This window comes from Streptomyces sp. SAI-127 (assembly GCF_029894425.1).
Taxonomy (GTDB): domain Bacteria; phylum Actinomycetota; class Actinomycetes; order Streptomycetales; family Streptomycetaceae; genus Streptomyces.
Map to the genome: position 1 here is coordinate 3,412,088 of NZ_JARXYJ010000001.1, position 26,167 is coordinate 3,438,254.

A 26,167-nucleotide genomic window follows, 5' to 3' on the forward strand; every position below is an offset into this window, starting at 1 on the left:
CGCAACGCGTACGAATCCGTCCGCATTCGACGGGGCGTCGTGCGGCTGAACCGGCGGCTCCGGAAGGAGCGCGGTGACGGCAGCCTCCCCCCGAGCCAACTGGAGGTACTCGGGCATCTGCACCGGCACGGGTCCGCCACCCCCGGCGAGGTCGCGGCGGCGCTGCGGCAGCGGCCGCAGTCGCTCACCCGGGTCTTCGCCGAACTGGAGGCTGAGGGGCTGATGGCGCGCGAGGCCGGGACCGTGGACCGGCGTCAGTCCGTGCTGTCCCTCACGGAGCCGGGGCGGCTGGCGCTGGAGCGGGACATGGGCGAGCGGGACGCCTGGCTGGCGGGGGCGCTGGCGTCCCTGAGCCCGACCGAGCGTGGGGTGCTGGAGCTGGCCGCGGAGTTGATGGAGCGGGTCGCCGACACGGAGACGCCTGCGGCTGGCTGAATCGCACCCCTTGTGCGCGAGTTCACAGGATTCCCATAATCCATCAACAGATTTGACCGGCCCATGTCAGAACTTGGGCGTTTCTTTGGTGTCCAGACTTGGCATGAACTCGTCAAAGCCACCCCCCACCTGGAAGAGGCATCACCTTGAAGAAACTCCTCACGGCCCTCAAGAGATGTCTGGCGGTCGGAGCCGTCGCGCTCGCGATCGCCGGCCTCCAGCCCGTGTCGGCCGCACAGGCCGCGCCCTCGCCCGTGGTCGGCGGCAGCCGTGCCGCGCAGGGCGAGTTCCCGTTCATGGTGCGCCTGTCCATGGGGTGCGGCGGGGCGCTGTACACCCAGCAGATCGTGCTCACCGCCGCGCACTGTGTGAACGGCACCGGAGCGAACACCAGCATCACCGCCACCGCCGGGGTCGCGGACCTCCAGTCCACCAGTGGGCGGGTGCAGGTCAGGTCGACGTACGTGTACCGGGCGCCCGGGTACAACGGTGACGGCAAGGACTGGGCGCTCATCAAGCTCGCCGCGCCGATCAACCTTCCCACGCTGAAGATCGCGACGACGACGCAGTACAACACCGGGACCTTCACGGTCGCGGGGTGGGGTGCGGCCACCGAGGGCGGTGCCCAGCAGCGGTATCTGCTGAAGGCCACCGTGCCGTTCGTGAGCGACGCCACCTGCCGGGGATACAGCGGGTACAGCGGGCTCATCGCGAACGAGGAGATCTGCGCGGGGTATGCCTCGGGCGGGGTCGACACCTGCCAGGGGGACTCCGGCGGACCCATGTTCCGGCGGGACTCGGCGAACGCGTGGATCCAGGTCGGCATCGTGAGCTGGGGCATAGGGTGCGCTCGGGCGAATGCGCCCGGGGTCTACACCGAGGTGTCCACGTTCGCCTCGGCGATCGCTTCGGCGGCCGCGTCGCTGTGAGGTGAGGCGGGTCGCGTACGGTCTTCCGCGGGTCCGGTGCGTCGAGTGCCGGGCCCGCGGTCTTCGCCCCCGCCGCCCCTGCCCGTCCCATCCCCCGGCAGATGAATGAGCCCGAGCGGTCAGAAGCCGCCTCCGCCGAAGTCCCCTCCTCCGCCGAAATCGCCACCGCCCCCGAAGCCGCCGAAGTCCCCGGAGTCGAAGTCCGAGCCGGAGAGGTCGCCGCCCTCGTGGCCGCCGCCGAAATCGCCGTAACCGGAGCCGTAGTCGGCCGCGTAGGCGGGGGTGGCCATCATGCTGCCGAGGACCGTGCCGACCAGCAGGCCGGGGAGGAGGCCGCCGCCGAAGTAGCCACCGGCCCAGGGGCCGTAGGCGGGGCCCGCGTCCCAGTAGGGGCGGCGGCCCTGGTCGGTGTCGACCTCGCGCATCACCGGGTCCCGGCCGTCGGCCAGCCGGGTGGCGTCCGCGGCGCAGACCGGGACCTCGCGCGCGGCCCCGCCCGGCGGCGTCCAGGTGGCGTCGGTGACGGAGGGACCGTGGCGGGGGTCGAAGAAGCAGGGGACCCGGCGCTCGGGAAGCGCCCGGCCCTCGCGGCGCGCCGCGAGCTGGGCCAGCGCGAAGCGGCCGTCCTCCAGGGCCCGGGTGACCGCTCGCACGTCCTCGGGTCTCGTCGCCGCCCCCATGAGCGACTTCGCCTGCTCGTACGCGTCCAGGGCCCGCTCGTAGTCCGCGCGCATCGTGTCGTCGGCGCCCGCCTCGGCCGGGTGGAAGTCCAGCCGGTCCAGTTCCTCGCCGAACGCCGTGATGTCCTCGTCCACCACCACCCGCAGCTTCTCCAGCGCGGCCCGCTGCTCCTCCGCGTGCCGGCGCCGGTTGCGCCGCACCAGGGTGTACGCGCCCGCCCCACCGGCCACGAGCACCGCGCCGACCGTGATCAGTGCCGTGCTGGAGACCCCGCCCCCGTCGTCGGAGGTCCCCCAGGTCGACGGGGCCGAGCCGCCCATGTTGGTGACCGCGGCGGCGGTGAAGTCGGTCAGCTGGGCGCGGGTGTCCTCGCCCTCGACGGTCGTCACCAGGTTCCGTACGGCCGCGCCCGGCAGGACCGAGGCGTCGGCGCGGGCGTCGAAGGCGTCGCCCAGGCGGACCGCGTACAGGCCGGTGACGCCGGTCGCGGTGCGCAGCTTCGTGAAGAGGTCCTGCTTCGGGTAGTCGGCGGGCAGCACCGCGACGAACAGCGGCTTGTCCGCCTTCGTGATCCGGTCCGCCAGGGCGTCCGCGTCCTTGGCGGACAGCTGGGCCGCAGCGGCCGGATCGACGTAGACGGGGTTCTCGCGGAGGGCCTGGCCGATGGCCGAGACGCTCGTGGCACTCGTCGTGGTCGTCGTGGCGGAGACGGGCGGGGCGCCCGCCGCCAGGACGGCCAGGACCGCGAGCACCAGGGCGATGAGCAGACCTGGAAGGCTCCGGATCCGTACTACGGCCTGCGCGGCGGCCTTCATACTTCGAAGCTACCCGAAACCTCCCGGAACCGACCCCTCGGGCGGTCATCTGTGTGAAGCCGCCGTAGCCGCTGATGTCGTAGCTGCCGGTGAGGACCTGGTCTCCCTCGGGAGCGTCGTCCCGGGGCTCTGCATTGCGTCCCGCGCGAGTTGCAGGACCGCAACGCGACCGGTGCGCAACGGTGGTCGTGCGGTGGTTCCGCCCGTGATGTGCTCGCAGGGCTGCACGAGGGGGGCGAGTCGATGAGGCGGAGTGTCTTCGCGGTGGCCGGTGTGGTCGTCGCCGTAGGGCTGCTGAGCGGGTGCGGGGCGGAGATCCTGCCGCTGGTCGCGGTGCGGGTGGACGACGGCGGGACGGCGGAGGTCGTGCTGCGGCCGTGCGGTGACGATCCGATCCAGGGGCTCTCGCTCGAAGGGGCCCCGGCCGGGGACGAGTCCGGGCGGAATCTGTCCGGGTGGCGGGTGCCCGGCAAGCGGCGGGGCGGCGATGCCGAGTTCCCGCTCTTCTCGCCGCCGGCCACCTGGCACGCCCGAGCGGTCGGAGAGCAGCGGCCCGTGCGGTCGTACACCTATGAGCTCGCCTTCGGGAAGGCGGAGTTCAACTACGAGTACACGGGCACCGTCACGTTTCGCGCGAGCGACCTCGCCGCTCTGGGACCCGGTCAGGTCTGGGCCGACGGCCGGGCGATGAGCCTCGGCGAGTTCGAGGAGCTCGCCGAGGACTCGTGTTGAGCGGGGGCTACTCCGCCGGCTCCACCCCGGCCCGCAGCAGCCCGTAGGTGTAGGCGTCCTCCAGGGCCTGCCACGACGCCGCGATCACGTTCTCCGCGACGCCCACCGTCGACCACTCCCCCGTGCCGTCCGACGTGGAGATCAGGACCCGGGTGGTGGACTGGGTGCCGTGGACGCCTTCGAGGATGCGGACCTTGTAGTCGACGAGGTCGAGCTTGGCGAGCTGGGGGTAGATCTTCTCCAGGGCCACGCGCAGGGCGCGGTCGAGGGCGTTGACCGGGCCGTTGCCCTCCGCCGTGGCGACGATGCGCTCGCCCTTGGCGAACAGCTTGACCGTGGCCTCGTTGGCGTGGGTGCCGTCGGGGCGGTCCTCCACGATCGCGCGCCAGGACTCGACCCCGAAGTACTTCAGGGGCTTGCCCTGGACCTCGGCGCGGAGGAGGAGTTCGAAGGAGGCGTCGGCGGCCTCGTACGTGTAGCCCTTGAGCTCGCGCTCCTTGACGCGCTCCACGACCCGGCCGACCAGCTCGCGGTCGCCGCCGAGGTCGATGCCGAGTTCCTTGCCCTTGAGCTCGATCGAGGCGCGGCCCGCCATGTCGGAGACCAGCATCCGCATGGTGTTGCCGACCTGCTCGGGGTCGATGTGCTGGTACAGGTCCGGGTCGACCTTGATCGCGGAGGCGTGCAGGCCCGCCTTGTGGGCGAAGGCCGAGACGCCGACGTAGGGCTGGTGGGTGGAGGGGGTGAGGTTGACGACCTCGGCGATCGCGTGCGAGATCCGGGTCATCTCGCGCAGCTTGCCGTCGGGGAGGACCTTCTTGCCGTACTTGAGCTCCAGGGCCGCGACGACCGGGAAGAGGTTGGCGTTGCCGACCCGCTCGCCGTAGCCGTTCGCCGTGCACTGGACGTGGGTCGCGCCCGCGTCCACGGCGGCGAGGGTGTTGGCGACCGCGCAGCCGGTGTCGTCCTGGGCGTGGATGCCGAGCCGGGCGCCGGTGTCCGCGAGGACGGTCGCGACGACGGCCTGGACCTGGGCCGGGAGCATGCCGCCGTTGGTGTCGCAGAGGATGACGACGGAGGCGCCGGCCTCCGAGGCCGCCCGTACGACGGCCTTCGCGTACTCCGGGTTCGCGCGGTAGCCGTCGAAGAAGTGCTCGCAGTCGACGAAGACACGGCGGCCCTGGTCCTTCAGGAAGGACACCGTGTCGCGGACCATCTCCAGGTTCTCGTCCAACGTCGTCCTGAGCGCCAGCTCGACGTGCCGGTCGTGCGACTTGGCGACCAGGGTGATCACGTCTGCGCCGGAGTCCAGGAGGGCCTTGACCTGCGGGTCCTCGGACGCCTTCGCGCCCGCCCGGCGGGTCGCGCCGAAGGCGACGAGCTGGGCGTGCCTGAAGTCGATCTCCTGGCGGGCGCGGGCGAAGAACTCGGTGTCCCGTGGATTGGCGCCGGGCCAGCCGCCCTCGATGAAGCCCACGCCGAAGTCGTCCAGGTGCCGTGCGATGGCCAGCTTGTCCGCGACGGTGAGGTTGATGCCCTCCCGCTGGGCGCCGTCGCGCAGAGTGGTGTCGAAGACGTGGAACTGATCGTCGAGCTCGCTGGGTTCGGTCATGGTCTCAAGGCTCCTGAGGATTGGATCTCGGTCGTACCGGAATGACCGGCTCCACCGCCCCCACATACTCCCTCGCGCTCTCGCTTCCGGCTGCGGGTGGGCCAGAAATGCGAAAAACCCCTCGCGGGTGCGAGAGGTCTGCGCGCGGGTCGAGGACGACGGTGTCCGCCCGTACCTGGTCGTACGTGGCGGTCACTGCGGACCGGCGCGCCTGCTGCCAATAATCATGGCGAACGAGAGCACGGAGGCAGTCTGGCACAGACCGCCCCCGTGCTCACCCTCCGTCTCAGGATGCGAGCACTGTGCTGATCAGCGCAGGTGCCGTACGAACACGTCCCGCTCCTCGTTGGCGTCCCCGCCCGGGATCAGCGTCCCGTCCCAGGAGACGTGGACGATCCGCCGGGCCCCGTCCGCGATGCCGCCCGGTCCGACCTGGGCGGACACCGGGGCGCCGGCGCGGTCGGGGGTGACCAGGGTGGTCGTGTCCTTCTTCAGGTCCCGCAGGTACACGGGGTTGCGGGTGCCGCCGGGCAGTCCGTCGACCCGGCCCGTGAAGGTGACGTACCGGCCGTTCGCGCTGACGGCGGGGGCCCGGGTGTAGACGTGGGAAGGGGCGTCGCCGGGCGAGTGGAGGCGCCGGTTGGTGCCCGTGGTGACGGTGTGCACGAACACGTTCCAACTGGCATCGGTGTCGTTCGGCACCAGGTGGGTGTCCGCGGACTCGAAGACGACCGTCCGTCCGTCGCCGCTGATGGACGGCTGCGTCGACTCCCGCTGGGTCTGCGAGCCGTCGTAGGAGCGGTCGATCTGGGTGCGCTCGTGAGTGGTGCGGTCGTACATCCAGACGTCGCCCCAGTCGTCGCCGCGCGGGCCGTTGGCGTAGGTGTACTGGTAGACGACCCGCTTGCCGTCGTCGCTGACCGTCGGCCCGGAGGCGTCGCGCGGCTCCCAGGTGGGCTTCGGGTGGCTGATCCGCTCGGTGGTGCCCGCGATGCGGTCACGCAGGAAGACCACGCCGCCCCCGCCGGTCTCCCGGAGCGTGAAGACGGCGTAGCGGGCGTCGGCGCTGACGGAGACCTGGCCGATCGGCCCCTCGAAGCCCTCGGGGACCTCGATGCCGAACTTCTCCTCCTTGCCCGTCCGCGCGTCGTGGAGCACGACGTCGTTCTGGTGGTAGACGTAGCGGCCGTCGTTCAGGACCGCCACGATGCTTCCGAAGCCCGAGAAACGGAGCTTGCCGGTGCTCAGGTCGCGGATGTACATGCCGCCGTGCGGGACGTTCGGGTCCAGGTCCTCGGCGGTCGAGTCGAAGCCGACGTAGCGGCCGTTGCGGCTGATGACGGCGTCGTACGAGGCGCCGCCTCCCGCCCTGCCCTCCGGTGTGACGCTGACCGGTTCGGTGTGCGGGGCCCTGGGGGCGGCGCTCACCGTGGGTGCGGTGAGCGCCGCCGCCGCGAGGGCGGCCGCGAGCACGAAGAATCGCTTGGTGATGTGCATGGTGGTCCCCCGTTGTGGTGTTGCCTGTCATTCGTGGTGGTTGTCGCCTGCTACCGCACTGTCCGCGATTCCCCGCCGGATGGCTGAAGCCTTGGACATGTTCCCCCTTGTGTTCCCCGTTGGCGCATGACCCCCGGCCCCGCGCCGAGGGCTCCCTTCGAGGCAAACGCACCAGCGACCACAGGGTCAATCGCCCTTATTGCGTACAACCCGGACGGAAGGTCGCGCGTCCGCGAGGAGGCTCGCCTCCGGCAACTCCCGTACGTGGCCGAGAATCGTCCCCCGGTGCGGGGTGCGGGGTGCGGTGGCGGGTGGTCATGCGGTGGCCTGCGGACGTACGGCGTCCGGGACGAGCCGCGTCTCGTAGCGGCTGGTGCAGTCGGCGGCCACGATGGCGACCTCGGCGCCGCAGACGCAGACGTGGTTGATCCCGGCCCGGCCGTCCGGCCCGCAGCAGCCGATCAGGCGGTACAGATCGGGGTGCGGGACAAGGTCCACGACGTCGTCCGGGTGCAACACGTAGGTGCCGCGGGGCCCGGCGGCGACCAGGAAGCCACGCTCGTCGGACATCCACATGCCGCCGGGCACGATCCCGTCGTACTCCTCCTCCTCGTCGGGACCGATCGGCTCGAACGGCGCCCCGAAGGGTTGCGGATCGACGACGTACGTCCCGCGCGGGACGCTCGGCGGGCCGTGACGTCGGCCGTCCGGGTCCGGCAGTCCGTCCCACCCGGGGTACTCGGGCATCTCGTCGAGCCGCCGGACCGGCTCGGTCAGCCGGCTTCCGCAGGCCACGCAACTCAGCACGTTCACCCGTACGTTCTACCGAACCGTGGCTCGCGGTTCGCCCCATCACCGAGAACGAGGCTCACACGAGGCTGTCGTCGGCGGGGACCGGGACCCAGCGGGCCTCGGTGGTGTCGTAGCGCAGGGTTCCGCTGCCGAACCCGGTCAGATCCAGGTCGCGCAGGGCGTCCAAGGCGGAGTCGTCCAGCTCCCGGCCGAGGAGGATCCGTACGCCGGTCTCGGTGTCCTGAAGGACGACGGCGCGCTCGCGTCCGGGATCCGGCTCACGGGGCGTGCGGCGCAGCGCCTCCTTCAGTTTGCCGTAGACGTCGTCGGCGAACCGCGCGCCGATGCCGCCGAGGAAGGCCTGGAGGGGCAGAGCCACCAGGAACAGCCAGTGCACCTCGGCCATCGCCCGGCGTACCGGCCAGACCTTGACGCGTACGGTGAAGCCGAGGGCCGCGAGAGCGTCGACGAGGCCCGACTCGGCGCCGGGGGCCTCGCGCGCGCCGACATAGACGTCCGCGGACCGCGGTGCTTCCTCAGCCATCGTGTTCCTCTCCCAAACGGATCAGCCAGACGGACTCCGGCGCCCTCAGCAGTGCCCGGGCCGCCCTGTCCGGGCCGAACGACACGGCCTCGACCGACCAGCGGACGTCGAACCGACGCCGGGCGACCTGTTCGCCGGACCGCATGTCCCAGATCTCCATGCCTCCGCGGTCGGCGGTCGCCAGCCGCGTGCCGTCGCGGTTGAACGCCACGCGCGCCACGGCTGTCCGCCCGCCGAGCCGGTGCAGTTCGACCCCCGACCGGGCGTCCAGCACCCTCGCCCCGCCCTGGGCGAGGGCGAGCCGTGCGCCGAGCGGGCTGACGGCGACGTCGTGGACCGCGACGCCTCTTCCGGCCTCCAGAACATGGTCACCGGTCACGACGCTCCACATCCGGGCCCCCTTGGGTCCCGCGGTGGCGAACCGCAGGCCGTCCGGTGACCACGCCAGCCGGTGGGGCATGGCGTCCAGGCGCAGCCGCCGACGGCGGGCCGTCGGGTCCGTGGTGTCCCAGACGTAGGCCGCCGGGGCCACGGTCGCGAAGACCACCCGGTGTCCGACCGGGCTGAAACTCACCGCGCACACCGCGTCGGGCAACCGCATCTGCCGTAGCTCGACGCCCTTGGCGACGCTCCAGATCCGTGCCGTCGCGTCCTGGGCCGTCGCCAGCTGGCCCCCGTTGGGCGTCAGCGCCAGGCAGGTCACCGCGCTGTCCGCGCGGACGCCCATCAGCCGGGCGGCGCGGGTGAGCGGTGCCGCCCGCGCGTCGTCCCGGCGCAGGGTGGCCACGACATGTCCGCCCAGGTCGAAGACGTCGGCGCCGCCGGTCTGGTAGCCGACGGCCACCCGGCTGCCGTCCTGGCTGAAGGCGAAGGACCGCACACCGGGCTGCCAGGACAGCGGCACGTCACCCGGGCGCACCGGTTCGGGTACGCGCCCCACCGACGGCGGCATCGAGGGCCGCGGGGGCACGGGAACCGGCGCCGGTTCGCGCCACAGGGGCTCGGTCCAGCTGAGCGTGGGCTCACGCGGGGACGGGGTCTCTCTTCGGACGCGGCTCTGGTCACCGCCGGTCGGTACGGGTCTCGTCGGCTCGGAACGCGGGAGGACGACCGGCGGCCCGGACCGCGCATGCGGCGCGGACGGGTCGGGCGGTTCGGTGCGTGGATCCCGAGGGTGACCGGCTCGGACCGACTCCGACCTCGCCTCCGGGACGGCGGAGCCCGCCAAGTCGGCGCCGTCGGGGGTGGGCACGCCAGGGCGGTCGGCCCGCACCCTCTCCGACGCCGGCGGAGCGACAGCGCCCGCCTCATCGGTTCCCTCGGGAGGCTGGGCACGCGAGTCCACACCAGGGTGCTCACCCCCCACCGACTCCGACCTCGCCTCCCCGTCGGCGGAGCCGGTCTCGTCGGTGGGGTCCTCGGGGGGTGTCTCGCGTACCCGTTCCTCCGCCTGGCGGGCCGCCGCGACCAGGCCGTCCGGATCGGGGGTGGCCGGGGAGAGTGCGGCCAGGCGTGCTCCCACCGCCAGTACCGCCTGCCACTGTCCGGCACGGTGCAGATCCGCGATCTCGGTGCGCAGCCCGGCGACAGCCTGCTCGTGCCGTGCCCGCCGCAGGCGCTCCGCGGCGTCCCGGTAGTCCGGCTCGGTGGCCACGACGGCACCCAGGTGCTCGACGGCCGCGTCCCAGTGGCCGTGGTCCGCCGCCCCGGTCCCCGCCGCGTAGAGCGAGGCGAGCCGTCGCCCGCGCACGCCTCGTTCAGCTTCGCCTTGCCGCTCTGGTAGGTGGGGTTCTGAGTGACCACCGCGCGGAACGCGGCCACGGCGTCGTCCCAGCGCTCGGTGTAGAGCGCGGCGAGTCCCTGGACGTACAGGTCATGCAGTTCTCCCGTGTCCCTGCGCGCGGCGGGCGCGGTGCGGAAGTCGAAGAGGAGTCCGTCCAGAGAGCGCATGTAGAGGACCGGGGTCCCCCATTCCAGCGTGCCGCGCAGCGCGAGTCGAATGGCCTGCCGGGCGTCGGTGACCGCCGCGTCGACCGGCATCCGGTGCGCCAGCCCCTCATAGAAGGTACGGCTGAACTCCTCCGCCGCCCGGTCCGAGATCGGGAACTGCATGGCGAGTGCCGCCGGCAGGCCCCGCTGCATCAGCGCGCCCGCCACACTGGAGAACGGGTCGGCTGCGCTGGAGCGGCCCGTCTCACAGGCGTTGAGGACCACGAGCCGCAGCGACGGCCTGCCCTCCAGCACCATGGCGAGGTTCTCCGCGCCGAGGTCGTAGGTCCCGCCCTCCTCCGCGCTGAGCCGCAGGGTCCCCTCCTGGGCCACGGCGTCGAAGCCCCCGTGGCCGATGAAGTGGAAGACGTGCCACTGGGCGTCCCCGCCGCGGCGCAGGGCGCTGCGGAGATCGCGCCAGGTGTCGCCGGCCGTCCAGCCGAGCTCGATCAGGCCCTCACGCTCCAGTCCGGCGAGCGCGCTGCCGAGGCGCTGCTTTTCGGACCGTACGGCGAGCGGCTCCTGGTCGTCGGGGGCGGCGGCCATGCACAGGATGCGCAGGGGCGGCCGCACTTTCAACGGCCGTAGCGGCGCGGCCACTTGTGGGTGGCGGATGAGTGTGGTGGTGGGGCAGACGTAGTCGTTCTGTCCCTCGTCGAAGAGGAACTCCCAGGGCAACCGGGCCAGTTCGGGCGGCCGCACACGCAGGATCACCCTGAGTCGGCGCTCCTCGTGCCCGGCCCGGTGGCGTGCCGCGGCTAGCAGCGCGCGGCCGGTACCGGGCAGGAGCGCATCGAAGAGCAGCCGGCCCAGCTCCTGGATCGGCCGTTCCTCCGGGGCCACGCTGCGCCGGACCTGCGCGGAGGAGGCGAGGACCGCTTCCGGAACCCGGGCCGCGAGGGCACGCAGTTCATCGGCGCTCACGGCGACCCGCGTGAGACCGGACGTCTCGCTGCCGTCCGGGGCACGCCACGTCACTTCGTAGCTCTGCCCGGCCCCCCTGCCGATCTCCACCTGGAAGTCGAGTGCTTCCATCCAGCACCCCCGTCGGAATGCCCCGCATGCGAGGCTTATCCACCATGCCACGCCGGGCAGTTGGACGGGAGGGGAATGCGGACGAGGGCCCGCCCGGAAGTCCTCCGAACGGGCCCGTGTGACGTCTGCGGGGATCAGCCCAGCTTGTGCATCCAGCCGTGCTTGTCCTCCCTGACACCGCGCTGGATGCCGAGCAGCGCCTCGCGCAGCTTCAGGGTGACCTCGCCGGGCGTGCCGTCGCCGTGGGTCCAGGCGTCCGTCCTGGTCTTGACGTGGCCGATCGGCGTGACGACCGCGGCGGTGCCGCAGGCGAAGACCTCGGTGAGGGCGCCGGACGCGGCGTCGGTGCGCCACTGGTCCAGGGTGACGACACCTTCCTCGGCGGTGTAACCGAGGTCGCGGGCGACCTGGAGGAGGGAGTCGCGGGTGATGCCCTCGAGGATCGAGCCCGTGAGCGACGGCGTGACGATCCGGTCGCCGTAGACGAAGGCGATGTTCATGGAGCCGGACTCCTCGACCTTGGTGCGGGTCACCGCGTCGAGGTAGACGACCTGGTCGCAGCCGTTAGCGGCGGCCTCGGCCTGCGGGAGGAGGGAGGCCGCGTAGTTGCCGCCGGTCTTGGCGTCGCCGGTGCCGCCGGGGACCGCGCGGACGTGGTCCTCGGAGACCCAGATGGTGACCGGCTTGACCCCGCCGGCGAAGTACGCGCCGGACGGGGAGGCGATCAGCATGAAGAGGTACTCGTTGGCCGGGTGGACGCCGAGCGCGGCCTCCGTGGCGAACATGAAGGGCCGCAGGTAGAGGGCCTCCTCGCCGCCGTGCGGCGGGACCCAGTCGGCGTCCTGGCCGATCAGCGCGTCGAGGGCCTCGATGAACAGCTCCTCGGGCAGCTCGGCCATCGCCATCCGGCGGGCGGAGTTGCGGAAGCGCCGGGCGTTGGCCTCCGGCCGGAACACGGCGACCGAGCCGTCGGCCTGACGGTAGGCCTTCAGGCCCTCGAAGATCTCCTGGCCGTAGTGCAGGACGTGGGTGGAGGGATCCAGCGAGATGGGGCCGTAGGGGACGAGCTGCGCGTCGTGCCAGCCGCGGCCCTCGGTCCACTTGATCGTCACCATGTGGTCGGTGAAGTGGCGGCCGAACCCGGGATTGGCCAGGATCGCCGCGCGCTCCGCGTCGGAAAGTGGCGAGGCCGAGGGCTTGAGCTCGATCGTGGGCGTCGTCATGAGTGGTTGTCCTTCACCGGTTGTAGTGACGGGCCGCGCTCACGCCCTTTTACTGTCAGTGACCAGTGCTAGGACGTCCGAGCATTCCCTCATTCCGCGGCTCCGCGTTCGATTATCGCAAGCGGGGAGTCGAGGAAGAAACGGCGTGAAATGCGACCCTGGGGATGATGGTGGCACCCGGCGGGGGACATGCGAAAGCCGCCGGGTACGAGTGACCCGGCGGCTTCGAATGGTCTTTCGAGTGGCGCGCCCGGTCAGCCGGCTACTCGTACGGCCAGCGCGTCGCCGATCTCCGACGTGCTGCGGGCGGGCTTGCCGGTGCGCTCGGCGAGGTCGGCGGTGACCGCCTCGTCGATGCGGGCGGCCTCGGCCTCGAAGCCGAGGTGGCGCAGGAGCAGGGCGACGGACAGGACCGTGGCGGTGGGGTCGGCCTTGCCCTGACCCGCGATGTCCGGCGCCGATCCGTGGACCGGCTCGAACATCGAGGGGAACTCGCCGGACGGGTTGATGTTTCCGCTCGCGGCGACACCGATGCCGCCGGAGACGGCCGCGGCGAGGTCGGTGATGATGTCGCCGAAGAGGTTGTCGGTGACGATCACGTCGAACCGGGCCGGGTCGGTGACCAGGTAGATCGTGGCCGCGTCGACGTGGATGTAGTCGGTGGTGACCTCGGGGAACTCCTCGGCCACCTTGTTGAAGATGTTCGTCCACAGGTGCCCGGCGAAGGTCAGCACGTTGTTCTTGTGGACCAGAGTGAGCTTCTTGCGCGGACGGGCCTGGGCGCGGGCGAAGGCGTCACGGACCACGCGCTCGACACCGAAGGCCGTGTTCACGGAGACCTCGGTGGCGACCTCGTGCTCGGTGCCCTTGCGGATGGTGCCGCCGTTGCCGGTGTACGGGCCCTCGGTGCCCTCACGGACGACGACGAAGTCGATGGCCGGCTCTCCCTTGAGGGGCGTGTCGACACCCGGGAGCAGCTTCGACGGACGCAGGTTCACGTGATGGTCGAAGGCGAAGCGGAGCTTGAGCAGGAAGCCGCGCTCCAGCACGCCGGAGGGGACCGACGGGTCACCGATGGCGCCCAGCAGGATCGCGTCGTGCTTCTTCAGCGCGTCGAGGTCCGCGTCGGTGAGGGTCTCACCGGTGTCGTGGTAGCGGCGGGCGCCGAAGTCGAAGTCCTTGGTCTCCAGCTTCACATCCTGCGGAAGGACGGCGGAGAGGACCTTCAGACCTTCGGCCACGACCTCCTGGCCGATGCCGTCACCGGGAATCACTGCGAGATTGATGCTGCGAGACATGCGGGAACCCTACCCCTCGTCCCATGGGATGACATGGCCTGTCCGCGATACGGACACGACACGAGCGCGACACGGACACGGCCGCACGGACGGGCGTCAGTCCTTCGACTCACGTTCACCTGGAGGTATGGCGGTTGTCGGTGTCCGCTGGGAAGTTCACAGCCATGGACCTCCCCGACTTCGGCATTCCGCCCCAGCTCGCGCGCCGGATGACCATGGCCGAGCAGCACGAGTACCTGCGGACGAAGCTGTCCCGGCGGCGCACGCTGGTGACGGCGGGCGCGGTCGCGGGCGGCCTGCTGACCGGCTGCGCGGGCAACGGCCCTTCGAGCCCGGCCACCACCCCCTCCCCCACGGCCGCGGTGCACGGCTCCGCCGTCTCCCCCTTCGGCCGCCATCTCGCCTTCGGCGCCGACCCGGGGACGCAGATGCGGATCTCGTGGCAGGTCCCGCTCGCGGTGAAGAGGCCGTACGTCCGCGTCGGCCTGAAGCCCGACGATCTGAGCCGGAAGATCGAGGCCGAGCTCCGCGACCTGCACACCCCGGGGCAGACCGGCGTACGTCTCGCCCTCGACCAGTACTACCTGCACGCGGCCCTGGACGGCCTGCGCCCCGGCACGACGTACTACTACGGCGTCGGCCACGACGGCTTCGACCCGGCGGACGCGAGCCGCCGCTCGACCATCAGCAGCTTCCGTACGGCCCCGGCGAGCCCCGGGAAGTTCGTCTTCACCGCCTTCGGCGACCAGGGCGTCGGCACCGCCGCGGCCGCCAACGACAACCTCCTGCTGCGCCAGAAGCCCGCCTTCCACCTCCACGCCGGCGACATCTGCTACGCCGACAGCAACGGCCGGGGCCTGACGTCGGACGGCTACGACCCGGGCTTCTGGGACCTGTTCCTCAAGCAGAACGAGGAGGTCGCGCGGAGCGTGCCGTGGATGGTGACGACCGGCAACCACGACATGGAGGCCTGGTACTCGCCCGACGGCTACGGCGGCCAGCTCGCCCGCTGGTCCCTCCCGGACAGCGGCTTCGACCCGCGCTCGGCACCGGGTGTGTACTCCTTCGTCTACGGCAACGTCGGCGTCGTGGCACTGGACGCGAACGACGTGTCGTACGAGATCCAGGCCAACTTCGGCCACACGGGCGGGAGGCAGACGAAGTGGCTGGAGAAGAGGCTGGCCGAGCTGCGCGCGGCCAAGGGGATCGACTTCGTCGTCGTCTATTTCCACCACTGCGCGTACTCGACGTCCTCGCACGCCTCCGACGGCGGAGTGCGCGCCGAGTGGCTGCCGCTGTTCGAGAAGCACCAGGTGGATCTGGTGATCAACGGGCACAACCACGTGTACGAGCGGACGGACGCGATCCGCGGCGGCGAGGTGGGCCGGCGGGTGCCGGTCGGCGGCGCCACGGATCCGACGCGGGACGGGATCGTGTACGTGACGGCCGGCGGGGGCGGCCGGGATCTGTACGGCTTCCCGGCGGGCGTGAAGGAGAGCTACGAGGGACGCGTGCACGACCACGAGTCCGTCGAGACCTTCCAGTGGACGAAGTCCGAGCAGCCCCGGAAGGAGACGGTGGAGTGGTCGCGGGTGCGCTACCGCGGGTTCTCGCTGCTCTCGGTGGAGGCGGAGAGCGGGGCGCGGCCGCGGCTGACGGTGTCGGCGCTCGCGCAGAGCGGGGAGCGCGTCGACCATTTCGAGGTGCGGCGCGGGGCCTGACGGGCCCGCGCCACACCTCGATCGGGTGCGGCTCCCGGCTTCGAGGGTCGGTCAGTGACCGGTCGAGCCGCCGTTGTCACGGCGGTCGAGGGCGCGCTGCAGGGCTGCGGCGGCGTTCTTGCGGTCGGACTCGCTGGTGCGGGAGGTGTGACGGACTCGACGGCGGGCGGTCGTCTCGGCCATGAGAAATCGACTCCTTCGAATTCCAGGGAAGGGGACAACGAGACGCCGGAGGGGGCGGGGAGCGGCGGGCCGCAGGGGTTGCCTGCATGAGGCCCGGCTCACGACCGCCATTCGCTTGATCGAGCGATACGTTCGGCTCCTACAAAGCTAAGGGAGGAGGGCCGGTCTGTCTCCACAATTACTCGGACTTCCTACTATCTGAGACGGCGGAGTGGATCACCCACCGCTGACCTGCGGTTTCTCTGTACAGACACGGAAGGGGCCGGGCAACAGCCCGGCCCCTTCCGATGGCTGACGGCCGTCAGCCCATGTGCGGGTACCCGTAGTCGGTGGGCGGGACCAGCGTCTCCTTGATGGCGCGGGTCAGCGTCCAGCGCTGGAGGTTCTGCGGGGCGCCGGCCTTGTCGTTGGTGCCGGAGGCGCGGCCGCCGCCGAAGGGCTGCTGGCCGACGACGGCGCCGGTGGACTTGTCGTTGATGTAGAAGTTGCCGGCCGCGTAGCGCAGCTTCTCCATCGTGTACGCCGCCGCCGCGCGGTCGGACGAGATCACCGAGCCCGTCAGCGCGTAGTCGGACGCCGACTCCATCTGGGTCAGCATCTCCTCGTACGTGTCGTCCTCGTAGACGTACACCGCGAGGAAGGGGCCGAAGTACTCGGTGGTGAAGACCTCGTTCGCCGGGTCCGTGCACTCGACGACGGTCGGGCGGACGAAGTAGCCGACCGAGTCGTCGTAGGAGCCGCCCGCGACGATCGTGCAGGTGGGGTCCGACTGCGCGCGGTCGATCGCCGCCTTGTTCTTGGCGAAGGCGCGCTCGTCGATGACCGCGCCGATGAAGTTGGACAGGTCGGTGACGTCACCCATGGCGATGCCGTCCACCTCGGCGGCGAACTCCTCACGGAAACCGCTGTTCCAGATCGACGCCGGGATGTAGGCGCGGGAGGTCGCCGAACACTTCTGGCCCTGGTACTCGAACGCACCGCGGGTCAGCGCGGTCTTGAGGATCGCGGGGTCGGCGCTCGGGTGGGCGACGACGAAGTCCTTGCCGCCGGTCTCGCCGACCAGGCGCGGGTAGGTGCGGTACTTCTCGATGTTGGCCCCGACCGTCTTCCACAGGTGCTGGAAGGTCTTCGTCGAACCGGTGAAGTGGATGCCCGCGAGGTCCCGGTGCTCCAGGGCCACCTTGGAGACCTCGATGCCGTCGCCGGTGACGAGGTTGATGACGCCCTTGGGCAGACCGGCCTCCTCGAGGAGCCGCATGAGCAGCACGGCGGCGTGGGTCTGCGTCGGGGACGGCTTCCAGACCACGACATTGCCCATCAGCGCGGGCGCGGTCGGCAGGTTGCCCGCGATCGCCGTGAAGTTGAACGGCGTGATCGCGTAGACGAAGCCCTCGAGCGGGCGGTGGTCGAGGCGGTTCCACACGCCGGGGGCGTTGGCCGGGGGCTGCTCGGCGAGCAGGTCACGTGCGTACTTGACGTTGAAGCGCCAGAAGTCGATCAGCTCGCAGGGCGTGTCGATCTCGGCCTGCTGGGCGGTCTTGGACTGGCCGAGCATGGTCGAGGCGGCCAGCGTCTCGCGCCAGGGGCCGGAGAGCAGTTCGGCGGCGCACAGGATGATCGCGGCGCGGTCGTCGAAGGACATCGCGCGCCAGGCGGGGGCGGCGGCGAGCGCCGCGTCGATGGCGTCCTGGGCGTCCTGCTGGGTGGCGTTGCGGTAAGTGCCCAGCACGGCCTTGTGGTTGTGCGGCTGCACGACCTGGAAGGCCTCGCCGCCGCCCAGCCGCTTCTCGCCGCCGATGGTCATCGGCAGGTCGACCGGGTTCTCGGCCAGCTCCTTGAGCCTGGCCTCCAGCCGGGCCCGCTCGGGCGAGCCGGGGGCGTAGCCGTGCACCGGCTCGTTGACGGGGGTGGGGACCTGGGTCACAGCGTCCATGGGTTCCGTAACTCCTTGCACTTGAGCGGGTGTTCGGGCTCAGCCCTTGCTGATCATGCTTCGCAGGAAGAAGCGCAGGTTCGCCGGCTTCGCCGCGAGCCGCCTCATGCTGCGCCTTCCCGGGGGACAACCCCCGGACCCCCGGCGGGAAGAGATCTGTGCGTGCCTCATCCATCACCCCCGGGTGATCATGCTGCGGGCGAAAAAGCGCAGATTGGCCGGCTTCTCCGCGAGCCGCCTCATGAAGTAGCCGTACCAGTCGGTGCCGTAGGCCGTGTAGACGCGCATGCGGTGGCCCTCGGCGGCGAGCCGCAGGTGTTCGTCGCCGCGGATGCCGTAGAGCATCTGGAACTCGTACTCGTCGGGCTTGCGGCCGGCGTGCCGGGCGAGTTCCTGGGCGATGGAGATCAGGCGCGGGTCGTGGGAGCCGACCATCGGGTATCCCTCGCCCTCCATCAGGATGCGCAGGACCCGGACGTACGCCTTGTCGATCTCGTGTTTCTGCTGGTAGGCGACCTCGGCGGGCTCCTTGTACGCGCCCTTCACGAGCCGCACCCGGCTGCCCGCGTCGGCGAGCCGGCGGGCGTCGGCCTCGGTGCGGAAGAGGTAGGCCTGGATCACACAGCCGGTCTGCGGGAAGTCCTTCCGCAGCTCCTCGTGGATGGCGAACATCGAGTCGAGGGTGGTGTGGTCCTCGGCGTCGAGCGTGACGGTCGTACCGATGGCGGCGGCCGCCTCGACGACGGGCCGGACGTTCGCGAGGGCCAGTTCGTGCCCGCCGGGCAGCGCCTGGCCGAACATCGACAGCTTCACCGACATCTCGGCCCTGGTACCCAGTTCGAGTGTCCTGAGCCGTTCGATGAGCGCCAGATAGGCGTCCCGGGCGGCTTCCGCCTGCTCCGGGTTGGTGATGTCCTCGCCGACGACGTCCATCGTCAGCTCCAGACCGCGGTCGGTCAGCTCGCGGACGATCGGCACGATCTCGTCGACCGTCTCGCCCGGGATGAAGCGGTCGACGACCTGCTTGGTCACCGGGGCCGCCGAGATCAGGCGTCGCATCCGGTCGCTGCGCGACGCGGCAAGAATCACGGGACCCAGCACGGGGCACCTCCACAGACCAGCAGATAGAACCACCGTGAAATCTAAGGATCCCCCCGATCGTCGACCATCGACAGCTGTCACGCATCCGTGCCGCAGATCTCAGACAGATGTATGAAGGACCGCGGAATTGCGGGAGAATGCCCCTGTGACGTCCGATGCCGCATCGTTCAGCCGCGCAGGTGACTACCAGGAGCTGGTCGACGAGATCTCGGAGCTTCTGGGCGTGCCGGCGACCCTGGAGAACCGCGACTTCGAGCTGATCGCCTTCGGTGCGTACGACAGTGAGGGCGACCTCGATCCGTCGGCGCTGGACCCCGTCCGCACCCGCTCGATCCTGACCCGGCGCTCCACGGCCACGGTCCGGACGTGGTTCGAGGGCTTCGGCATCACCCGGGCGAGCGGGCCGGTGCGGATTCCGCCCACTCCGGAGGCGGGGGTCTATCGCGGGCGGATCTGTCTGCCCGTACGTCATCGGGGGGTCGTCCTCGGTTACGTCTGGCTCCTGGACTCCGACCCCGGCCCGACCGACCGGCAGCTGGACGCGGCGATGCGGGTGACGGCCCGCATCGGCGCACTGCTCGCGGACGAGGCGCAGCACGGGGCCGACCTGAGCCGGGAGCTGCGGGCGGTGCTGACCGCCGAGCGCGGCTGGCAGGGCGACATGGCGGTGGCGGCCCTGCGCACGGCGCTGGGCTCCCGCGCCGACGGCCCGTACACCATGGTGTGCGTCGCCCCATGGCCGTCCGCCGACCCGGACGACGCCCCGTCGGCCCGCACGGTCCCCCACGCGACGGCGTTGTGCACGGTGCCGTGGGGCGCGACGGGCCAGGCCCTTGCGGTGCTGGTACGCCTACGGGCGACGGACACGCTGACACCGGCGAGCTCGGCGGCGGGGCGGCTGCTGGAGCGGGCGGCAGCCCCCACTGCGGCGGCCCGCGGTTCGACGGGTGACGCGGCAGCCTCAGGTGCGACGCGGGACGCCGCAGCCCCCGGCGTGACGGGCGACACCGCGGCCCCGAGCGCGGCGAGCAGTACGGCAGCCTCCAGCGCGACGCGGGACACTCCAGCCCCAGGCGCGACACGCAGTACGGCAGCCCCAGGCCCGACACGGGACGCCCTCGCCCCAGGCGCCGTGGCCGCCGGGGTCGCCGGCGCTCGTGTGGGCCTTGCCGAGCTGGCCGTCGCTTGGCAGGAGGCGTCGGCCGCGGCCCGGGCCGCGCTCGCGGAACCCCGGTTCGGGCCGGTCGCGGACTGGTCGCACATCGGCCCGTACCGGCTGCTGACCGCGCTGCCCCCGGAGACGGTCCACGACCCCGTCGTACGCCCCCTCCTCTCCCCCGCCCACCGCGAACTCGCCCGCACCGCCGAGGTCTACCTCGACTGCGCGGGCCAGGCCGGCCGCACCGCCGCGGAACTGGGCATCCACCGCCAGACCCTCTACTACCGCCTCTCCCGCGTCGAACAGCTCACCGGCCTCGACCTGGACGACGGCGAGGACCGGCTGTTGCTGCACATGGCGCTCAAGGGTGCGCGCCTTTGAGGGGTGTTGGGCGCGCTGGTGGACACGAGAATGACCGCCATGCCCCTGCTGATGATCGACCTCGACAACACCCTCGTCGACCGGGACGCCGCCTTCCGCGTGGCGGCGGCCGCCTTTCTCGCCGAACACGGCCTGCCCGAAGGGGACTTGGACTGGCTGATGACCCTCGACGCGAGCGGCCGCACACCACGGCGGGAGGTCGCGCGGACGCTGTCCGAGCGGTACGGCGGCATCGACGCCCAGGGCTTCCTCGACCGGGGCGCGGCCGACCGGATCACCCTGTCCGACCCGGTCCGTGAGGCGCTCGTCGAGGCCCGCGCCGGCGGCTGGTCCTGCGTGATCGTGAGCAACGGGCGGACCGTCCAGCAGGAGACGAAGATCCGTAACACCGGTCTCGACGGGCTCGTCCACGGCTGGGTGATCTCCGAGGCGGCCGGGCACCGGAAGCCCGAGCCGGAGATCTTCCACGCGGCGGCCGCCGTCGCCGGAGCCCCGCTCGACGGCTCGTAAATGATCGGCGGCTCAGCCCCCGCGGACATCCATGGACGGGACCACCCCCCGGCCCACCCTCACCACCCCGGACACCGCGTCCGCCATCCGGTGCGCGACCAGCGGTCGGGAACAATTACTGAAAATGATTATCATCATGCTACGGTCAGCGCACCGACTCTTGACCACCCCTTTACCCGGAGGGTCCCGTGCGCCTGCCCGCCCGCCACCTGATCCCGGCCGCCCTGGCGTCCGTCCTGCTCACCGGTTGTTTCTCGAGTGCGTCCACCGGGGGTGACGGCGACGGCAAGCGCCTTCGGGTCGCGATGATGCAGCCCCCGCGCTCCGGCCTGTCCCCGCTCTCCGACGACGCGTTCAAGCTGTCCCGCTGGTCGACCGCGGAGACCCTGGTCAAGCTGAACGCGGACGGTGACGCCGAGCCCGCGCTCGCGACCAAGTGGCAGCAGTCGGGCCGTACTTGGACCTTCGAGATACGCGACGGCGTCACCTTCCACGACGGCACCGAGCTCGACGCCGACACCGTCGTACGGTCGCTCTCCAGAGCCGCCTCCGCCGCCCCCAAGCCCCGCATCCTGGACGGCGTCGAGCTGACGGCGAAGGCCGTGGACGCCGGCACCGTCACGGTCACCACCACCGACGAGGACCCGCTGGTACCGCAGCGGCTCAGCTCGCCCCAGCTGTCGATCCTGGCCGCGAAGGCCTACGCCGGGAAGACCGTGAACCCGGTCGGCGCAGGCACCGGCCCCTTCGAGCTGACGAAGGTGAACGGCACCTCCTCCGCCACCCTCGACCGCTACGACGGCTACTGGGGCGCCAAGGCCAAGTCCCCCGGAATCGACGTGAGGTTCGTGCCCGACGGCACCGCCCGCGCGGCCGCCCTGCGCAGCGGTGAGGCCGACATCGTGGAGGCCGTCCCCGTCTCCCAGGCCGCACTGCTCGACAAGGACCTGATCACCGAGGTCCCGATGCCGCGCACCAACACGCTGTACCTCAACACCGAGAAGGGTGTCTTCAAGGACGCCTCGCTGCGCGCCGCCGCCCGCGAGGCGATCGACGCCGAGTCGATCGTGAACGGCGTGTACGAGGGACGGGCCGACGTGGCCGAGGGGCTGCTCGGGCCCGCGCTGCCGTGGGCAGCCGAGCTGCGCCGGCAGGTCGGGCACGCCAAGGCCGGCAAGCCGAACGGGCAGACCGTCACCATCGGCACCTTCACCGACCGCGCCGAGCTTCCCGAGGTCGCGGCCGCGCTCCAACAGCAGCTGCAGAAGGCCGGGTTCAAGGTGAAGCTGGACGTCCGCGAGTACGCCAACATCGAATCCGACGCGCTGGCGGGCGAGTTCGACGCCTTCATCCTGTCCCGGGCCACCGTCCTCGACTCGGGCGATCCGGCCGCCTATCTCTACAGCGACTTCGCCTCCGACGGCTCCTTCAACATCGCCCAGCTCACGGACTCCGACGTGGACGCGAAGCTCAGCAAGGCCGGGGCGACCGGTGCCGGTGAGCCGCGCCGCGCGGCGATCATCGCCGCCGAGGCCGCCGTACTCGCCACCGATGCCGCCGTGCCCATGCTCCACGAGCGGGTCATCCAGGGCGACGCCGCCGCGGTGGTCGGCGCGGCCCACGACCCGCGTGAGCGGGAGCTGGTCACGGCCGCCACCCACGTCAAGTGAGGCCCACCCCGGCCGGGGCGACCCGGGCCCTGAGTCTGGTCGCGGTCGTCACCGCCGTAGGCCTGCTGCCGTGGTTGTCCGGCAGGGACCCCGCGCTGACCGTCCTGCGCGCCCGTTCCGCCGAGCAGGAGCCGACGAAGGAGGCCCTGGACGCCGTACGACAGGACCTCGGGCTGGACGCCGGTCCCCTTTCCCTGCTGTGTAGTTGGGCCGACGGCCTGCTGCGCGGGGACCTCGGCACCTCATGGGTGTCGGGGACGGACGTCCTGCCGTCGGTTCTCTCCGGGCTCCAGGTCTCGCTCGCGCTGATGGGCGCGGCCTTGGCGGTGGCGGTGCTGCTGGCCTGCGCGCTGGTCGCGCCCGTACTGGTGCGGGGGCGCCGGTCGGCCGGTGCGTGGGCCGCGATGCTGGCCGCCGTGCCCGAATTCCTGCTGGCCACCGTGGTGTTGCTGGTGTGCGGGGTGTGGCTGGGGTGGCTGCCGACGTCCGGCTGGCAGGGCCCCGAGTACATGGTGCTGCCCGCACTCGCCCTCGGCGTTCCGGCGGGTGGGCTGCTCGGGCGGCTGGTCGCGGACCCGCTGCCCGCCGTGCTGGACGAACGATGGGTGGAGCTGTGGCGGGGTGCCGGGGTGAGCAGGTCGCTCATCGCCACGGCGGCCCTCAAGCGTGTACTCCCGCCCTTGGTACCGCAGTTCGGCATGGCGGCCGTCGGGTTGACCGGCGGTGCGGTCGCGGTGGAGACCGTTCTGGCCGTGCCGGGCATCGGACGTACCGCACTGGGTGCGGCCAAGTCCCAGGATCTCCCGCTGCTCCAGGGCGCGGTGCTCGCCCTGCTGCTGCTCGGGCCGGCGACCGGCGCCCTGGCCGCTCTGGTGCGGCGTCGGCTGCTGGGTCCGGCCCTGCGCGACGCCTCGCTCGTGCTCCCGCCGGCCCGCCCGGTCCGCACCCACCCGGCGGTCCCGGCCGCCCTCTTCGCCGTCCTCGCCGTGGCCATCGGCTGGGGCCTCCTTCGTGACCCGTACGCCGTGAACACGACGGACCGCCTCGCCGCTCCCTCCTGGACGCACCCGCTCGGCACCGACGGCCTCGGCCGGGACGTACTGGCCCGGCTCGGCCACGGCGCCGCCCCCACCGTCGGCACGGCGGCGGCCGTATGCCTGCTGAGCCTGCTGGCCGGACTGGCGCTGGGCTTCCTGCCGGGCGTCGCGGCGGGCGCGGCGGACATCGCCAACGCCCTGCCGCCGGTGATCGTCGGCATCCTGGTCGCCGCCGCGGCCGGACCCGGCACCGGCGGCGCGGCCCTCGCGGTCGCCCTCATCTCCTGGCCCCCGCCGGCCGCGCACGCGGCGGCACTCGTGCAGGAGGTCCGGGCGTCCGCCTTCCTCACCGCCCAACGGGCCATCGGCGCACCGCCCTTGTGGATCCTGACCCGGCACGTCCTGCCCTCGGTGGCCGCCCCCGTCGCCCGCCATGCCCTCCTGCGGCTGCCCGGCATCGCCCTCGCCCTGGCCTCCCTGGGCTTCCTCGGTCTGGGCGCCCAGCCGCCCGCGCCGGAATGGGGACTGCTCCTCGACGAGTCCCGCGCCTACGTGGAACGCGCCCCGTGGGCCGCCCTCGCCCCGGCCGTGGCCCTCGCCCTGCTGGCCGGCCTCGCGGTCTCGGGGGCGTCGTACACGCAGGGGCGCGGTCCGAGAAGTACACGACAGGAGGCCGGAGTTGGAGTCTGAAGTACTGCTGTCGGTAGGCGATCTGCGGATCGCCTTCGCCGGAGTGGAGGCGGTGCGCGGGGTGTCCTTCGACATCCGGGCGCGCGAGGTGTTCGCCCTGGTCGGCGAGTCGGGCGCGGGCAAGAGCCTGACCGCGCGGGCGCTGCTCGGCATGCTGCCGAGGGAGGCCACGACGACGGGCACGGTCCGCCCCGACCTGTCCCGGGCACGGGGCCGCCGGATCGCCCTGGTCCCGCAGGACGCCCTCTCGGCACTGTCCCCCGTCCACCCGGTCGGCGACCAACTCGCCGCCGCCGTACGGTCGGTACGGCGGGTGGGCCGACGGGAGGCGCGCGCCCTCGCGGTGGCCGCGCTGGACCGGGTGGGCATCCCCGACGCCGCCCGCCGGGCCCGTGCCCACCCGCACGAGTACTCCGGCGGTATGCGCCAGCGGGCGGTCGTCGCGATGGCCACGATCAACGAGCCGGACATCCTGGTCGCCGACGAACCCACCACCGCCCTGGACACCGACCATCGCGAGCTGGTGCTCCAACTCCTGGCGGAGCAGAGGGAGTCGAAGGGCACGGCGCTGGTACTGGTCACCCACGACATGGACGCGGTACGGCGGCACGCGCACCGGGTGCTGGTGATGTACGCCGGCCGCGCGGTGGAGACGGGCCCGGCACGCGAGGTCCTGGCGCATCCCCGGGCCCCGTACACCGCGGGCCTTCTCGCGTCCCTCCCGGAGAACGCGCGGGGACGCCGTCTCGTCGCCCTTCCCGGCTCGCCGCCGGCCCCGGGCACCCTCCCCCCGGGCTGCGCCTTCGCCCCGCGCTGCGCCCTGGCGACGGACGTGTGCCACCACAGGGAACCGGAACCGCGGCAGCCGGACGACCGGACGGTCGCCTGTCACCACTGGGAGAAAGTGTGAGCACACCCCTTCTCGACGTCCGCGACCTGGTCGTGCGCCACGGCACGGTCACGGCGGTGGATCACGTGTCCTTCTCGCTGTCGGAAGGCGAGACCCTCGCGCTCGACGGCCCGAGCGGCTGCGGCAAGTCGTCCACCGCCCATGCCGTACTCCAGTTGCGCCGCCCGTCCGGCGGTGAAGTCCGCTTCGAGGGCCGGGAGTTGACCGCACTGTCCGACCGCGAGCTGCGCCCGCTGCGCCCCCGGATGCAGCCCGTCTTCCAGGACCCGTACGGCTCCCTGAGCCCCCGCCACCGCATCCGGGACGCGGTGGCGGAACCGCTGAGGCTCAAGGGGCTGAGGCCCACGCGCGCCCGGATCGCCGGACTCCTCGACCGGGTCGGCCTGGACCCGTCGTACGGCGACCGCCGCCCGCACGAGCTGTCCGGCGGTCAGTGTCAACGCGTGGGCATAGCACGGGCGTTGGCGTGCGAACCGAGGCTGCTGGTGCTGGACGAGCCGGTGTCGGCACTGGACCCCTCCGTCCGGGCCGGGATCCTCAATCTCCTCGCCGATCTCCAGGACGAGCTGGGGCTCGGCTACCTGTTCATCTGCCACGACCGGGCGGTCGTACGGCATTTCGCGGACCGTGTCCTGGAGATGCGGGAGGGGCGCATCACGCGCGCGTGGCGGCCTCGATGACCTGCCGCAGGCCCTCGGTGAGGGTGTCCGCGTCGGGCGCGCTCCTGGGGTCGAAGGCCCACTGGCCGATGAGTCCGGTCATCAGCGCCAGATAGAACCGGCCGAGGGTGTCGGCGGTCTCGTCCGTCACCTCCTCCTCCGGCACGCCCATGAGCATGGCGACCAGGCCCCGGCCACCCTCGCGCTGTGCGCGCACCAACTGGTCGCGCACCTCAGGCAGTTGGTCACCCATACCCATGACCTCCAGGCTGAGCCGCCACAGCGAGCCGGGCTCCCGCATGGTGTCGACGATGCTGGCCCACACCTCCCGGAAGCGCTCCAGCGAGCCGGGCGCACCGGTGAAACCGTCGCCCCCCTCGAAGGACACGTCCTCCACCAGCGCGATGTACGCCTGCCCCAGCAGCGCGTCCTTCGAGCCGTAGTGATAGCCGATGGACGCCAGGTTCGTCCCGGACTCCTTGACGATGTCCCGCGCGGTCGTCCGCAGGAACCCCTTCTCCAGCAGGCAGCGCTTGGCGCCTTCGAGCAGATCCTCGCGATGTCCCATGCGCTCAGCCTATCTAGACAAGCGATTTATACAAGCGTCATAGACAAGCGTTTAAGACGACCG

At 71.7% G+C, this 26,167-nt stretch carries 23 protein-coding genes; 11 read left to right on the top strand and 12 right to left on the bottom strand.

Annotated elements, in window-relative coordinates:
- Positions 1–39: 39 nt before the first annotated feature.
- Both M2157_RS15425 and M2157_RS15430 read left to right on the top strand, forming a co-directional pair.
- The gene (locus M2157_RS15425; protein WP_280862404.1) at positions 40–435 is read left to right on the top strand and encodes a MarR family transcriptional regulator; all 396 of its coding nucleotides are present in this window, start codon (positions 40–42) and stop codon (positions 433–435) included.
- 146 nt (positions 436–581) lie between these two features.
- The gene (locus tag M2157_RS15430; protein ID WP_280862405.1) at positions 582–1,364 is read left to right on the top strand and encodes a serine protease; all 783 of its coding nucleotides are present in this window, start codon (positions 582–584) and stop codon (positions 1,362–1,364) included.
- 119 nt (positions 1,365–1,483) lie between these two features.
- Here M2157_RS15430 and M2157_RS15435 read toward each other — a convergent pair whose 3' ends face one another.
- A complete protein-coding gene (locus M2157_RS15435) occupies positions 1,484–2,860 on the bottom strand; it encodes a hypothetical protein (RefSeq protein ID WP_280862406.1) in 1,377 nt (458 codons plus the stop codon).
- A gap of 243 nt (positions 2,861–3,103) precedes the next feature.
- On the opposite strand from M2157_RS15435, the gene M2157_RS15440 reads away from it, so the two are divergent.
- A complete protein-coding gene (locus tag M2157_RS15440) occupies positions 3,104–3,592 on the top strand; it encodes a hypothetical protein (protein ID WP_280862407.1) in 489 nt (162 codons plus the stop codon).
- Positions 3,593–3,599: 7 nt separating this feature from the next.
- On the opposite strand, the gene cimA is transcribed toward M2157_RS15440, so the two are convergent.
- From cimA to M2157_RS15465, 5 genes are all read right to left on the bottom strand, one after another.
- Positions 3,600–5,204 carry a citramalate synthase gene (gene cimA / locus M2157_RS15445; RefSeq protein ID WP_280862408.1) on the bottom strand — a complete coding sequence of 535 codons (1,605 nt, stop codon included), beginning with the start codon at positions 5,202–5,204 and terminating at the stop codon, positions 3,600–3,602.
- 309 nt (positions 5,205–5,513) lie between these two features.
- The gene (locus M2157_RS15450) at positions 5,514–6,701 is read right to left on the bottom strand and encodes a hypothetical protein (RefSeq protein ID WP_280865513.1); all 1,188 of its coding nucleotides are present in this window, start codon (positions 6,699–6,701) and stop codon (positions 5,514–5,516) included.
- A 315-nt stretch (positions 6,702–7,016) separates the two neighbouring features.
- A complete protein-coding gene (locus tag M2157_RS15455) occupies positions 7,017–7,514 on the bottom strand; it encodes a hypothetical protein (RefSeq protein WP_280862410.1) in 498 nt (165 codons plus the stop codon).
- Between the two features lie 55 nt (positions 7,515–7,569).
- Positions 7,570–8,037, bottom strand: coding sequence for a hypothetical protein (locus M2157_RS15460; RefSeq protein WP_280865514.1), 468 nt, complete (start codon positions 8,035–8,037; stop codon positions 7,570–7,572).
- Complete coding sequence (locus M2157_RS15465; RefSeq protein WP_280865515.1) at positions 8,030–9,787, bottom strand: hypothetical protein; 1,758 nt, start codon at positions 9,785–9,787, stop codon at positions 8,030–8,032. The genes M2157_RS15460 and M2157_RS15465 overlap by 8 nt, the downstream gene beginning before the upstream one ends.
- 587 nt (positions 9,788–10,374) lie before the next feature.
- On the opposite strand from M2157_RS15465, the gene M2157_RS15470 reads away from it, so the two are divergent.
- The gene (locus M2157_RS15470; protein WP_280865516.1) at positions 10,375–10,614 is read left to right on the top strand and encodes a hypothetical protein; all 240 of its coding nucleotides are present in this window, start codon (positions 10,375–10,377) and stop codon (positions 10,612–10,614) included.
- Positions 10,615–11,195: 581 nt separating this feature from the next.
- Here M2157_RS15470 and M2157_RS15475 read toward each other — a convergent pair.
- Positions 11,196–12,284 carry a branched-chain amino acid aminotransferase gene (locus tag M2157_RS15475; RefSeq protein ID WP_280862413.1) on the bottom strand — a complete coding sequence of 363 codons (1,089 nt, stop codon included), beginning with the start codon at positions 12,282–12,284 and terminating at the stop codon, positions 11,196–11,198.
- Positions 12,285–12,538: 254 nt separating this feature from the next.
- Entirely contained in the window at positions 12,539–13,582 is a 1,044-nt protein-coding gene (locus M2157_RS15480) for a 3-isopropylmalate dehydrogenase (RefSeq protein ID WP_280862414.1), read from the bottom strand.
- Between the two features lie 164 nt (positions 13,583–13,746).
- On the opposite strand from M2157_RS15480, the gene M2157_RS15485 reads away from it, so the two are divergent.
- The gene (locus M2157_RS15485; protein ID WP_280865517.1) at positions 13,747–15,303 is read left to right on the top strand and encodes a metallophosphoesterase family protein; all 1,557 of its coding nucleotides are present in this window, start codon (positions 13,747–13,749) and stop codon (positions 15,301–15,303) included.
- A gap of 51 nt (positions 15,304–15,354) precedes the next feature.
- Here M2157_RS15485 and M2157_RS15490 read toward each other — a convergent pair whose 3' ends face one another.
- From M2157_RS15490 to M2157_RS15500, 3 genes are all read right to left on the bottom strand, one after another.
- Positions 15,355–15,486 (bottom strand): hypothetical protein, encoded by a 132-nt coding sequence (locus tag M2157_RS15490; RefSeq protein ID WP_020121043.1) that lies wholly within the window; start codon positions 15,484–15,486, stop codon positions 15,355–15,357.
- Positions 15,487–15,787: 301 nt separating this feature from the next.
- Entirely contained in the window at positions 15,788–17,419 is a 1,632-nt protein-coding gene (gene pruA, locus M2157_RS15495) for an L-glutamate gamma-semialdehyde dehydrogenase (RefSeq protein WP_280865518.1), read from the bottom strand.
- A 174-nt stretch (positions 17,420–17,593) separates the two neighbouring features.
- Positions 17,594–18,520, bottom strand: a complete 927-nt coding sequence (locus M2157_RS15500; RefSeq protein ID WP_280862417.1) for a proline dehydrogenase family protein — start codon at positions 18,518–18,520, stop codon at positions 17,594–17,596.
- 127 nt (positions 18,521–18,647) lie between these two features.
- Between M2157_RS15500 and M2157_RS15505 the strand changes: the two genes are divergently transcribed.
- The 6 genes from M2157_RS15505 to M2157_RS15530 all read left to right on the top strand — a co-directional run bounded on the left by M2157_RS15505 (position 18,648) and on the right by M2157_RS15530 (position 25,557).
- Positions 18,648–20,060, top strand: coding sequence for a helix-turn-helix domain-containing protein (locus tag M2157_RS15505; RefSeq protein WP_280865519.1), 1,413 nt, complete (start codon positions 18,648–18,650; stop codon positions 20,058–20,060).
- Between the two features lie 30 nt (positions 20,061–20,090).
- Positions 20,091–20,570, top strand: a complete 480-nt coding sequence (locus M2157_RS15510) for an HAD family hydrolase (protein WP_280865520.1) — start codon at positions 20,091–20,093, stop codon at positions 20,568–20,570.
- A gap of 188 nt (positions 20,571–20,758) precedes the next feature.
- The gene (locus M2157_RS15515; RefSeq protein WP_280862420.1) at positions 20,759–22,240 is read left to right on the top strand and encodes an ABC transporter substrate-binding protein; all 1,482 of its coding nucleotides are present in this window, start codon (positions 20,759–20,761) and stop codon (positions 22,238–22,240) included.
- Positions 22,237–23,967, top strand: a complete 1,731-nt coding sequence (locus M2157_RS15520) for an ABC transporter permease subunit (RefSeq protein ID WP_280865521.1) — start codon at positions 22,237–22,239, stop codon at positions 23,965–23,967. Before M2157_RS15515 ends, M2157_RS15520 begins: the two co-directional genes overlap by 4 nt.
- Positions 23,957–24,877 carry an ABC transporter ATP-binding protein gene (locus M2157_RS15525; protein ID WP_280865522.1) on the top strand — a complete coding sequence of 307 codons (921 nt, stop codon included), beginning with the start codon at positions 23,957–23,959 and terminating at the stop codon, positions 24,875–24,877. Before M2157_RS15520 ends, M2157_RS15525 begins: the two co-directional genes overlap by 11 nt.
- A complete protein-coding gene (locus M2157_RS15530) occupies positions 24,874–25,557 on the top strand; it encodes a dipeptide/oligopeptide/nickel ABC transporter ATP-binding protein (protein ID WP_280865523.1) in 684 nt (227 codons plus the stop codon). The genes M2157_RS15525 and M2157_RS15530 overlap by 4 nt, the downstream gene beginning before the upstream one ends.
- On the opposite strand, the gene M2157_RS15535 is transcribed toward M2157_RS15530, so the two are convergent.
- Positions 25,532–26,104, bottom strand: a complete 573-nt coding sequence (locus M2157_RS15535; RefSeq protein WP_280865524.1) for a TetR/AcrR family transcriptional regulator — start codon at positions 26,102–26,104, stop codon at positions 25,532–25,534. The genes M2157_RS15530 and M2157_RS15535 overlap by 26 nt on opposite strands.
- Positions 26,105–26,167: the final 63 nt, after the last annotated feature.

What these genes read in the sequence shown, in the direction of transcription:
- M2157_RS15435 (WP_280862406.1), bottom strand. Translation starts at nt 2,860, where the DNA reads ATGAAGGCCGCCGCGCAGGCCGTAGTACGGATCCGGAGCCTTCCAGGT.
- M2157_RS15440 (WP_280862407.1), top strand. Translation starts at nt 3,104, where the DNA reads ATGAGGCGGAGTGTCTTCGCGGTGGCCGGTGTGGTCGTCGCCGTAGGG.
- cimA (WP_280862408.1), bottom strand. Translation starts at nt 5,204, where the DNA reads ATGACCGAACCCAGCGAGCTCGACGATCAGTTCCACGTCTTCGACACC.
- M2157_RS15450 (WP_280865513.1), bottom strand. Translation starts at nt 6,701, where the DNA reads ATGCACATCACCAAGCGATTCTTCGTGCTCGCGGCCGCCCTCGCGGCG.
- M2157_RS15460 (WP_280865514.1), bottom strand. Translation starts at nt 8,037, where the DNA reads ATGGCTGAGGAAGCACCGCGGTCCGCGGACGTCTATGTCGGCGCGCGC.
- M2157_RS15475 (WP_280862413.1), bottom strand. Translation starts at nt 12,284, where the DNA reads ATGACGACGCCCACGATCGAGCTCAAGCCCTCGGCCTCGCCACTTTCC.
- M2157_RS15480 (WP_280862414.1), bottom strand. Translation starts at nt 13,582, where the DNA reads ATGTCTCGCAGCATCAATCTCGCAGTGATTCCCGGTGACGGCATCGGC.
- M2157_RS15485 (WP_280865517.1), top strand. Translation starts at nt 13,747, where the DNA reads ATGGACCTCCCCGACTTCGGCATTCCGCCCCAGCTCGCGCGCCGGATG.
- M2157_RS15490 (WP_020121043.1), bottom strand. Translation starts at nt 15,486, where the DNA reads ATGGCCGAGACGACCGCCCGCCGTCGAGTCCGTCACACCTCCCGCACC.
- pruA (WP_280865518.1), bottom strand. Translation starts at nt 17,419, where the DNA reads ATGGACGCTGTGACCCAGGTCCCCACCCCCGTCAACGAGCCGGTGCAC.
- M2157_RS15510 (WP_280865520.1), top strand. Translation starts at nt 20,091, where the DNA reads ATGACCGCCATGCCCCTGCTGATGATCGACCTCGACAACACCCTCGTC.
- M2157_RS15535 (WP_280865524.1), bottom strand. Translation starts at nt 26,104, where the DNA reads ATGGGACATCGCGAGGATCTGCTCGAAGGCGCCAAGCGCTGCCTGCTG.